Below are 10,870 nucleotides of genomic sequence, written 5' to 3' on the forward strand. Positions count from 1 at the left end.
CGCAGATTGATTGTTTTCATAGGCTTACCTCCTGAAAATGGGAGAGGCGGGCAGCTTGTCCGCTGTCCGCCTCCCGCTGGGATAAGGGAAACAATCCCTTTCACTTGGTAGCCCGAAAAGGGGTCATTCGTATGGGTGGTTTCTCAAAATTTTTTTGAAAATTTTTCTGACCGCTTCAATGGAGCCTTGCACCGAACTCTTGGAGCAGCCGCACAGGGCAGCGATCTCCGAAAAACTCAGCCCGTCCAGGGCATAGAGCAGGAACCGGCGGCGCTGGGTCTCGGTGCAGGTGTCCAGGACGGCCACCAGCTCGCCCAGCGTTTCCATGCGGCAAAGGTAGTCCTCCGGCGTTTCGCCGTAGATACCCACGCCCTCGGTGGCAACTATGTACTCGTCAAACTCCCGGCCATCCCAGTGCCGCCGCTGCTCATGGGACAGGTTCTCGGTTTTGTGGTCGGCCCGGTCAAGAAATTCATAGACTTCCAGTGTGACCTCCACGGCCACAGCTTGTCCGTTGTAATGGATGGTGACTTCCATCTGCCTTTCCTCCGTTCAGATTTTTTGCGGGAAAATCTGAACGGGGCGGCGGGGAGCGGCACCGGGGACAGGGTTCGGGCCATGTTGACCCGATATTCCGGCCCCACAGGTATGAAAAAACGCCCGGACAGCAGAAAGCTATTCGAGCGCAAAAAATACGGTATTCAGTTACATTGTGACAATTTTCGCACCGGCTGCCAGACGGGGCCTGTTCGGTGGCTGGGCTTTTTTTGACGGTAGTGCAAATATCGTCTGAATTTGTCGGCGGTCAGTGTGCTTCACGGCGGCTCCCTCCTAAAGCCGCCGTGTCAGCGTATAGGCGTCACTCCTTTGTCGAAGGCATAAGGAACGGCGGCCTTGATGTTACTCAAAACCGCCGCAGTACCCTGAAAATCCATTATGGGCGCACGAAGCTGCCTGCCCTGCAACGGTTTTTTTCTTTCCCCGTCTGGCGGGGCAGGATAGCTTGGCTTATTCGGTTTATTCTTGCTCCTGTTCGGCTGCCTCTTTCAGCCGTGAAAAGCTTTCATCGCTGATGATGTGTTCAATTAAGACTGTTTCTAAAATAGTTCTCCATCGTTGGCAATAAATTCATTCAGATGCCTCAACTCCTGTTTTAGAAAATATAGATTACTTTTTTCTATGCATATAGGAACTAATTTCCCAATTTCCAACCAGATGCCTTTTCACGGGCGTGGATGAAGTCTGCATAGATTCCAGTTCGATGGAGAAGTTCCTTATGCGTTCCTTCCTGAACAATCCGGCCATTTTCAATCGCAATGATGTGGTCTGCTTTTTCAACAGTTTTAATACGATGGGCAATCATAATGACCGTTTTGTTTTCTGTTAATTCTTCGATGGCCGCTAAAACCTCATGCTCGTTTTCGGTATCTAACGCACTGGTAGTTTCATCTAAAATGATAATTGGAGCATCCTTCAAAATTGCTCTTGCGATGGAAATCCTCTGCTTTTCTCCACCAGACAGGTTGTTGCCGCCCTCCTGCACAAGCGTATCATACCCCTCTGGCAGAGCCATGATAAAATCATCACATCTTGCCGCTTTTGCAGCAGCCCGGACTTCTTCCAATGTGGCAGTTGGTTTACCAAACCGAATATTGTTGAGAATCGTATCCTCAAACAAATACACTTTTTGAAAGACCACACTGATTTTGCTCATCAATTCTTCTGTGGGAATGTGACGAATATCTGCGCCGCCAATCAGGATTCGGCCTTTCTTCACTTCAAAAAATCTCGGAATCAACTGGCAAAGGGTTGTTTTCCCCGAACCTGACGGGCCTATGATTGCGGTAAAAGATCCCGCCTTAATTGCAGTATCAATATGGCTCAAAACTTCATTGTCGCCATAGGAGAAAGAAACATCTTCAAATATAATTTCATCGGATGCAATATGTTGCTCCGGGGATGCCACTTGAATTTGTTCCATCTGTGTCAATGAATTTGTTTCTTTCAAGGCACTATCCAGAATACCGATCATGGATAGTACAGAGCCGGCCTGATTCATTGAGGAAAATGCCATAAAGCTAAGAATAATCAGCACAAGGCACTTTTCCACAGAATAAATATCAAACTCTGTATATCCAAAAACGGAAGTAAAAATAATAGCCGTTTCAAAAATAGAGAGTACTACACCGGCAGCAATCTGTGACGGAATGGAACCACTAGACAGAGCGATGTTTTCATTACAGCTACCCTGAATGGCATCCTTTAAGCGTCTGTCCCCATTTTTGAAGCTGAACGCTTTTGTCACTTTGATACCTTGGAGAAATAGAAGTGCAGCAGCACTTAATTTGCTCTGTGCTTCGCTTCTTTTTGGCGCATCTCTTCTCGACACACGAATCTGCCAGTTTACTACTAAAAGGTATGCTGCCATTCCCAATAGGCTTATAAGGGCAATTCGCCATTCATAAAAGAACAATCCAATCAGCAACGACACCGTACCTAAAACGCCGCCCACAACTCGGATCAAAGCGGATGGCGCAGATGTTTCGATTTCAGAAAGCGTTGTCGTCAAGACAGAGTTAATTCGCCCCACAGAAAAGTTATCAAAAAAGCCTAAATAGGCATTTTTGAGAATTTCCCCAAATTCAAATCTTTTATCTCCCACCATCCCGAATCCGGCTGACATAGAAGTGAGTTGCATCTTGTAGCTGAAAATGAAGACCCCAACAATATACAGAACGGCCAGTGCAAAAACCGCGATCACCGCATTTGAAAGCGGGTATCTGCCAAACAGCGCATAAATCGCTATAATAACGGCAAACATCTTTGCCATTAAAAACAAGCCTTCAAGGAAAGAGAATATAATTGCATTTCTATATTCCTTTTTTCTTTTGCTGCTGAAATTCCATATCAGCTTAAACGCATTTAGCATGATGTGCCTTCACCTCCTATATTTGAAATGTTCCATAGCCGCTTATAACCGACACAATTATTCAACATGGTTTCGTGTGTCCCTGAGCATAATATCTGCCCATCTTTCACAAATGCAATCTGATCGGCGTTCATAATTGTCTGTAGCCTATGGGCTACCACAATCAGGGTTTTGCTCTTACTTGCCGCTGCCAATGCCTCCTGAATCGCCACCTCATTCTCTGGATCGGAACTGGCCGTTGCCTCATCGAGGATCATAATGGGAGCGTTTTTCATCATGGCTCTTGCGATTGCTATGCGTTGCTTCTCACCGCCGGACAATCTGTTTCCGGCTACTCCCGCTTGGGTATGATAGCCGCCAGGTAGCTTACTGATAAAGTCATGGCAGCCGGTCTTTCTGCAAACGTCTATGACATCTTCATCTGTAGCTGTCGGTTTGGCAATCCTGATGTTCTCCATGATATTCATATCAAAAAGGTAAGTATCCTGATCCACATAGGCAATCAAAGAATTAAGCTGCTCAATGGACAGCTCCTTAATCGGTGTGCCACCGATCGTAATAGTTCCATCATCTGCATCCCAATAACCTGCCAGCAATTTTGCGATTGTAGATTTGCCGCTTCCTGATGGGCCTACTAACGCCAGCATCGTATTTTGTGGAATAGTGATGGACACATCTTTTACTGCAGGCTTTTCGCTTTGCTCATAGGAAAAGGTAATATGATCCATTCCAATAGCAAAAGAAGAAACATCGGCTGTTGCGATTTCAGCCCGCTCAAGTTCGGGCGCATCCAATATATCTTTTATTTCTCCTGCAACAACATTCATGCTTGATAATTGATCCATATAGGAGGATGCCTTTGAAATAGGCCCAAACACACCAAGGGATATAATCATAAATAAAAACAGGACAGAAGGTGCCAACGTGCCGTTTCCGTAAAAAATCAAGCCGAAAATTAAAACACCAAAAATAGAAACAGGTGCGATGCTATAGCTAAGAGAGGCATATATCTGAGTGCTTTTCATCCAATCGACAGAGTATGAGGCGTGGTGATCTACCGCATTGGCATACTTTTCATAACTTGACTCAGCCTGATTGAAAGTTTTGATGACTTCAATACCACCCACATATTCCACTACTGCCTGATTCATACTTTTTCCAGCAGCAATCTGGCCAGCAAATTTTTTGTCGTAATCTTTCATCATTCCACTGCTTGCGGCCAATCCTATGATAATCCACAGCAGGACACAAAGTGCCAGCCGGAAATCAATAGAAAACATCCAAATGATAAGGCCAATGGGAATACATAAATTTGCGGTCATTTCTGGTAGAAAATGCGCCAGAGTTTTTTCCACTTCTTCAACCCTGTCAACCAGTACGGTTTTCAGCCTGCCGCTCCCTTTCCTTTCAAAATAGCCAAGAGGCAGCCGTATCAGCTTGCCGGACAGGGCAAGCCGTATATCTCTAAGGGTTTTGAAGGCCGCTTTATGGGAAATATAAGTGGATAGGTTCAAAAAAACAGCGTTCAAAATCTTGCACAGACCAGCTACGCCTATGATGAGAAATAATTGAACAAACGATCTGTCTCCTTCAAAAATTTCCCCGCACAATACCCCAACAACACCATATACGGCTAAACCGCAGAATACGGCGAGCAGGCTGACGATGATTGACAGCGCAAACTGTCCTCGATAAGGGCGTATATATTCACCCAATTCTTTAAAGAAAGATGGTTTTTCTGATTTTGGCTCTTTTTTCATTGCTTTCCCTCCTTAAGTGATTGCCAAGTAGACACCTATCAACTTATTGCAACAGAAAATAGTCCCTCAAAAGGGTATGTGTGCTTTTATCTATTGCATATTGATTGATCACTTTTCCAGCTTCGATATGTACTACATAGGTACAGCAATGATAAATTAGCTCCACATCATGGGTGATAACAAAAACGGATTTTCCAAGTTCTTTGAGCTGTTTTAGACACAAAGCTACCTCTTTCATGTGTTTGTAATCCAATCCGCTGGTAGGTTCGTCCATTACAACATACTCTCGGTCTGAGGCTAACGCAGTGGCAATCGCAACCCGTTGTTTTTCTCCACCGGATAGGGACATGGGATGCCTTTTTGCGTATTCAGACAATCCAAGCTGTGCCAATATCTCAAGAGCTTGTTGTTCATCTGGATTTTTCATGCTGATCAGCAGCTCATCCATAACACTCTCGGTAAAGAGCTGATGATTGACGTCCTGCATGACCATATAGCACTGTTTCAGGCGCTCTTTATACAAAAGGGTCATATCTCCATCACGCATCATTCCTGCTTTTTCAATCCCGCAAAGACACCGCCCAAAGGTGCTTTTAGCTGCCCCATTGTTTCCAATAATGGCTATGATTTCATTCTTGGGAACGCAGAAATTTTCAAGCTGCAGGCACTCTTTTTGCCGTTTATAGGAGAAACGGAATTTTTCAAAACACAACGACTGTTTACCCGCCGCACCTGCAGGTTCAGGCTCCAGGCAGCGGATGTCCGGTGTTCTAAGTCCAAGGGCACTGAGCTTTTCCATATCCTGCTTTCGTAATTCGTCCGCAGACAAATCAAAGACTTTTTTTCCTTTCGCGAGGCATACAAACCTGTCTGCAATGTGGGTCAGATAATACAAACGATGCTCGGATATAATTACGGTCTTGCCCTGTGCCTTCCATTTTTGAATGATTTTTGCGAGTATGGAAATGTGCCTGACATCCAAATTTGACGATGGCTCATCTAAAATCATAACATCGGGCGCTGTTACGCATACCGATGCACAGGCTATCATTTGCTTTTCGCCGCCAGACAGATGAAATAAGCTCTTTCCGAGCAAACGTTCAATTTTGAAGTCTTTTACCGTTTCTCTTACTCTTGCAACGATTTCATCTTTGGGATACCCAAGGTTTTCACAGGCAAAAGAAAGCTCGCTGTCCGTATCCACATTAAAAAATTGGGATCTCGGATTTTGAAACACACTGCCAGTATTTTCTGCAATCACATATAAGGGCATTTTCGTAATATCTCTGCCGTTTACTCTTACCGCCCCCGTCAAATCGCCCTTATAAAAATTGGGGATCAGGCCATTCATAAGCCGTGTGACTGTGGTTTTTCCGCATCCAGATTCGCCGCAAAGAACCACTACTTGCCCCTTTGGTATAGAGAGGCTCAGATGATTGACTGCGCCCATCTGTTCGTTCCCTTGGTAATAGAAACTCACATTTTCAATTTCAATCATAGTGCGCCTCCTTAAAGATTCAATAAAGAACAGATTTGGTTCTGGAAACAGAAGACAAGGATACAACAAACACAGATTCCGAAAATCAGCCAGTCCCAAAGATGAAATCCTATGTCGCACATATTGGTGCGCTTTTTGGGAGAGCCAAGCCCTCTTGTAAGTGCAGAACAGGAGAGATCTTCACCCGCCTTCACAGTTGAAATAATCAGAGGCACGACTCTGTATTCGAGCATGAGCATTGGATTTTTAGGAGTGATCCCTCTCATTTTCATTGCGTCGTTGATTGCTCCCGCATCCTCCTTAACCGTAGGGAAAAAGCGAAATACAACGGATAACGGAATCGTGATTTTGTCAGTAATGTGCATTTTCTTCATCGAACCTATAAATTCGCTGACGGATGTGGTTGTCATAAGGAAAAATGCTGCAATGACGCAAGGAGTAAATCTGGTTATGATCGCAGACACCATAAGCACGATAAAACCAGACACCCCATTCCCAAAAGCTCCCCAAGATAGTTCCAGCACAAATCCGAGAACATATAAAGCAAAATACAAAAACCCGGCCCAATATTTAGCCGACAGGAGCAGGAGGACAAACGGAATAAGAGCCAGGAGAGGCTTCAAATACAGCATCAGTCCGCTGTTATCTGTACTGAGTATGAGGGTGCATAAAGTAATCAACAGGAACAATTTCGTCCTCGGATCAAACCGTATTCCTTTTCTGTTAGAAGGTGATGCTAATAATTCTGAGGCGGGCATTATAAAATCCCCGCTTTCTCAAAGTGCTTTTTCATGATTCTTTTGCCAATCAATGCTCCAAGCAGACCGCAGATAAAATTGAGTCCCACAAAAAGCAGCAAACTCCACCATGGAGTATAAGCCAGCACCTGTGTGCCATAGTCCGCGCTATATCCACCCTGGGTATACTTTGCCAGTGTGTCCTGTGCAAAGAAGTACCATGGAATTAGAGAGCCAGATGTCCAAATTGAGAAAACGGCATATCCAATCAAATTGTGCTTAAAGCTTTTGTAGTTTCCTTTTTTCATGATTAAATCACCGAGCAGTCCAAAGACCAAGCCGGTAGGGGCACACCAAAAACCCATTCCTGTAAGTCCCACAAGCAGTCCGGTCAATACGCCCATAAGAGTAACCAAGCCAAACTTTTCAACCTTTGTTGTGTACAGCATAAATACAGTTCCATTGATGAGCGCCCAAACTGCCGGGAAGAATGGAACCATAATGGGAATAGAAACGAGAAGAGATAACGCTGCTCCGATCACAAAATAGATGACCGTGAAAATACCTAAGGTGATTAAATCTTTTGCTCCAATTTTGCTGTTCATGCGAAAACCTCCAAATCATTATGTATTTGCGTTTTGTATTTAAGCCCGTTAGTTAGCTAAACCTAACCTGCGGACAAAATTTTTTCTGCCTTATTGCAGTATTCTTTCAAACAGGTCTCTCCAACCTGCTTCAAGAAAAGTCTCGACAGTTTTCATACAGGAGACCGCTTTTTCTTTACTGTAGCCTTTTTCTAAAATCTGCTGATAATAGTGAAACTGTTCTCCCATAATCATTCCAACACCATCCAGATCAATATCGCCTTGCGCCATCTCCTTCAGAAAAGTCACTGTCTCCACTGTTTTATGTTCCATCATTTTTTGCATCATGGCATAAATAGAACTTCCTTCACTGCGACAGAAAAACAGGATACATTCATCGTAATACTGAAAGAGAATATCCAGATAGATTTTTTCTTCCTTACGAATTGCGTCCAGAAGATCATCCACATTTTTACTTTCCAGCAGATCATAATACATTTTTCCGATTGGTTCCGATTGAGTCTTGACGGCAGAAAGAAAATTGCTCACCAAACTGCAAAATAAGTCATCTTTACTGTCATAGCGGGTATATACAGCTCCCGGTGTCACTCCTGCACGATCAGCGATTTTGCGGATTGATGCTTTCTGAAAACCAAATTCCATAAATTCATCAAAGGCCGCCTTAATAATCTTATCGTCAAGGGAATGGTCTTTTAATGCCATATAACTAATCCTCCTTTCATGATTACACCGTAATCAATTACAGTGTAATCATATCGCTTTTACGCCCCAATGTCAATAATGAATTTGTTAATAAAGCCTTAAGTACAGAAAAACAGCACAGCGAAAGTAAAATGAGCGCCAGGGATTGTTCTCTGGCGCTCACCCTATTATTGAAATATCAACTCGGATTGTATAACTTCCTCTGCCTGTGCTTTCAGCGTGTTCATCAGCCCCACCCAGCGCATGGGGTCACGGGCTTTCAGATCCTCGGTTACGCCTGCCGCCTCCATCATGCGGGGCAGCATGGCATCCATCCGTTCACGCGCCGCCCGGTCAATCTCCAACAGGTGCGGGTACAACTTTTCGCTTAAAATCAAGCTGCTGTAAAGGCCGGGCCGGTGTTCCTTCAGGTAGCGTTGCCGCATACGGCCATACTTGCCGATGGGGGCCTCCGGCTGCTCGGACAACTCCAGGTCGGGGATGTAGTAATCCCCGCAGCGGGTGTAAGTCAATTCGTTCATGTTTGTCCTCCTTTGCACTGTGATGGTTAAACTGCGGCGCTGGCCGGTAAGGTGGCCTTGCGCGGCTCCTGTCTGGGTAACTGGCTGGCGGGGATAAAAATGCCCTTCTCCATGTCCTCGGCCCGGATCGCGGCCTTTGCCGCCTCCACCTGGGCCTTGCGCTTGGCGTTGTAGCGTTCTTCCCATTCCTTCTGCTTGCCGTTGGCCTTGCGGCGCAAGTAGTTCTGGTGAAGCCTGTCCTTGCGTTCCTCCTTCTTCCGCAGTTCTTCCTGTTCCTCCGGGGTCAGGGGAACCGGCTGCAAGGCGGGCGGGATATACCGGCCCACAAAGTTGAAGTAGATTTCAACCTCCTGTGTGGTGTCCTGGCTGCCTTTGCGGGCGCGTTCATGGACAAGGATTTTCTCTACAAACTCGTTGAGCATGGTGTTTGTCAGCGTGTCAAAATTCTCGTACTTATCAATCAGGGCAATAAACTTCTCCGCAGATTTCCGGCTCTGCTCATAGCCGGTAACGGCCTTTTCCAGTTCAGCGATTTCCGCATTGAGGGCGTCCTGCTCTTTGGCGTACTGTGCGTCCAGCGCCTCATACCGGGCGTCCGGCAGTTTGCCCAGGGCATTGTCCTCATAGATTTTGCAAATCAGCTTTTCCAGTTCCCCAGCCCGCTTTTGGGCGGCGGCCAGCCGTTTCCGCTTCTTGGATATATCGGCGGTCTGCTGGGCGGCCTGCGTTTCCTGGACGGTGCGGATAAACTCGGCCCGGTCATTTTTAGAATACTCCGCGATGGCCCGGAGCATATCGGTTATCAGGGTCAGGACGGCCTCGGCCCGGATGCGGTGCTGTGTGGGGCAAAGGGAGCCGATAGGGTACTTACTGTACTGGCTGCAAGTAAACTGTGGGTCACGCTTGCCGTTATTGACGCGATGGACATACATCTTGCCGCCGCAGTCGGCACAGTACATCAGGCCGGTCAGAGGATGGGCCTCGCCCCAGCCGTCCGGGTAACGCCGGACATTTGCCCGGATGCGCTGCACATTGTCAAAGGTTTCCTGGTCGATGATGGCCTCATGGGTGTTCTCGAAAATCGTCCACTCGCTTTCGTCAACATAGTGGCTTTTCTTATCCTTGAAGTGCTTGCGGGTCTTGAAATTAATGGTGTGGCCCAGGTATTCCCGCTTTTTCAGAATATTCACAATGGTGGACGATCCCCAGCCGTAGGGGTCTTTGACCGGCTTTGACCTGTTTACGCCTTCGTGAAAGCGTGCCAGATGGACAGCGGGGATTTCAACCTTTGCCTCAGACAGCAGCTTGGAAATCTGATAGGGGCCGTAGCCCTCCATTGTCAGGGAAAAGATGCGGCGTACCACTTCGGCGGCTTCTTCGTCCACAAGCCAGTGTTCCCGCTTTTCGTCCCACAAATAGCCGTAAATGACGGTGCCGGTCAGGTGCTTGCCGCTCATGCCTTTGGACTTGAACACGGAGCGGATTTTTCGGCTGGTGTCGCGGGCATAAAACTCGTTCATGATATTGCGGAACGGGGTAAAATCATCGTCACCTTTCAGACTGTCCACGCCGTCGTTGATGGCGATCAGCCGGACGCCGCGCTGCCGCAAAATCTCCATGACTTGGCCGACTTTCAGATAGTCGCGCCCCAGGCGGCTCATGTCCTTTATGACAATGGCCTCCACCCGTCCGGCCTCGACTTCCTCCATCATCGCCAGAAAGCCGGGGCGGTCAAAACGGGTTCCCGATACGCCATCATCGGTGAAGTGGGTGGGGTTCGGTAGACCATTCCGGCGGGCATAGTCCTCTAACATCTTTTTCTGGTTGGAGATGGAATTGCTCTCGCCCTGTAACTCATCATCACGGCTCAAACGCTCATACAGAGGAGTGATTTTCTCGTTTCTCATGGCTGTACCTCCTGAAATGAAAATGCTCTAAGTGACTGCTTCACTAACCATGACAAAAACCATGATTAAGAAGTCACTTAGAGCATACATCTCCGCTGGCAAGTTTGTACTTCTTGTACTGCTTGACCGCAAAGCAATCCGGCTTGCGCTTTTCCAGCCCGGCGAACATATAATCCACCGCGTTCATGTAGTCCTCGTCGTTTTCCTTCAC

At 46.6% G+C, this 10,870-nt stretch carries 9 protein-coding genes and 1 pseudogene; all 10 read right to left on the reverse strand.

Annotation, left to right across the window (positions count from 1 at the left end; genetic code table 11):
• Positions 1-123: 123 nt before the first annotated feature.
• The gene (locus B5G42_RS16535; RefSeq protein WP_087272741.1) at positions 124-537 is read right to left on the reverse strand and encodes an RNA polymerase sigma factor; all 414 of its coding nucleotides are present in this window, start codon (positions 535-537) and stop codon (positions 124-126) included.
• 655 nt (positions 538-1,192) lie between these two features.
• Entirely contained in the window at positions 1,193-2,929 is a 1,737-nt protein-coding gene (locus B5G42_RS16545; RefSeq protein WP_087272744.1) for an ABC transporter ATP-binding protein, read from the reverse strand.
• Positions 2,923-4,689, reverse strand: coding sequence for an ABC transporter ATP-binding protein (locus tag B5G42_RS16550; RefSeq protein WP_087272747.1), 1,767 nt, complete (start codon positions 4,687-4,689; stop codon positions 2,923-2,925). The genes B5G42_RS16545 and B5G42_RS16550 overlap by 7 nt, the downstream gene beginning before the upstream one ends.
• Positions 4,690-4,732: 43 nt before the next feature.
• Complete coding sequence (locus B5G42_RS16555; protein WP_087272750.1) at positions 4,733-6,187, reverse strand: ABC transporter ATP-binding protein; 1,455 nt, start codon at positions 6,185-6,187, stop codon at positions 4,733-4,735.
• An 11-nt stretch (positions 6,188-6,198) separates the two neighbouring features.
• On the reverse strand, positions 6,199-6,945 hold the full coding sequence (locus B5G42_RS16560) for an energy-coupling factor transporter transmembrane component T (RefSeq protein ID WP_087272753.1): 747 nt from the start codon (positions 6,943-6,945) through the stop codon (positions 6,199-6,201).
• Complete coding sequence (locus B5G42_RS16565) at positions 6,945-7,529, reverse strand: MptD family putative ECF transporter S component (RefSeq protein ID WP_087272756.1); 585 nt, start codon at positions 7,527-7,529, stop codon at positions 6,945-6,947. Before B5G42_RS16565 ends, B5G42_RS16560 begins: the two co-directional genes overlap by 1 nt.
• Positions 7,530-7,619: 90 nt before the next feature.
• A complete protein-coding gene (locus B5G42_RS16570; protein WP_087272759.1) occupies positions 7,620-8,231 on the reverse strand; it encodes a TetR/AcrR family transcriptional regulator in 612 nt (203 codons plus the stop codon).
• A gap of 167 nt (positions 8,232-8,398) precedes the next feature.
• Positions 8,399-8,752, reverse strand: coding sequence for a TnpV protein (locus B5G42_RS16575; protein WP_087272762.1), 354 nt, complete (start codon positions 8,750-8,752; stop codon positions 8,399-8,401).
• Positions 8,753-8,778: 26 nt separating this feature from the next.
• On the reverse strand, positions 8,779-10,659 hold the full coding sequence (locus B5G42_RS16580; RefSeq protein ID WP_087272765.1) for a recombinase family protein: 1,881 nt from the start codon (positions 10,657-10,659) through the stop codon (positions 8,779-8,781).
• A 91-nt stretch (positions 10,660-10,750) separates the two neighbouring features.
• Positions 10,751-10,870, reverse strand: a pseudogene (locus B5G42_RS18950) (ATPase); the annotation flags it as partial.

Source organism: Flavonifractor sp. An91 (assembly GCF_002159225.1).
Classification (GTDB): domain Bacteria; phylum Bacillota; class Clostridia; order Oscillospirales; family Oscillospiraceae; genus Flavonifractor; species Flavonifractor avicola.

Coding starts and splice junctions, on each gene's coding strand:
- B5G42_RS16580 (WP_087272765.1), bottom strand. CDS start 10,659: ATGAGAAACGAGAAAATCACTCCTCTGTATGAGCGTTTGAGCCGTGAT.
- B5G42_RS16575 (WP_087272762.1), bottom strand. CDS start 8,752: ATGAACGAATTGACTTACACCCGCTGCGGGGATTACTACATCCCCGAC.
- B5G42_RS16570 (WP_087272759.1), bottom strand. CDS start 8,231: ATGGCATTAAAAGACCATTCCCTTGACGATAAGATTATTAAGGCGGCC.
- B5G42_RS16565 (WP_087272756.1), bottom strand. CDS start 7,529: ATGAACAGCAAAATTGGAGCAAAAGATTTAATCACCTTAGGTATTTTC.
- B5G42_RS16550 (WP_087272747.1), bottom strand. CDS start 4,689: ATGAAAAAAGAGCCAAAATCAGAAAAACCATCTTTCTTTAAAGAATTG.
- B5G42_RS16535 (WP_087272741.1), bottom strand. CDS start 537: ATGGAAGTCACCATCCATTACAACGGACAAGCTGTGGCCGTGGAGGTC.
- B5G42_RS16545 (WP_087272744.1), bottom strand. CDS start 2,929: ATGCTAAATGCGTTTAAGCTGATATGGAATTTCAGCAGCAAAAGAAAA.
- B5G42_RS16555 (WP_087272750.1), bottom strand. CDS start 6,187: ATGATTGAAATTGAAAATGTGAGTTTCTATTACCAAGGGAACGAACAG.
- B5G42_RS16560 (WP_087272753.1), bottom strand. CDS start 6,945: ATGCCCGCCTCAGAATTATTAGCATCACCTTCTAACAGAAAAGGAATA.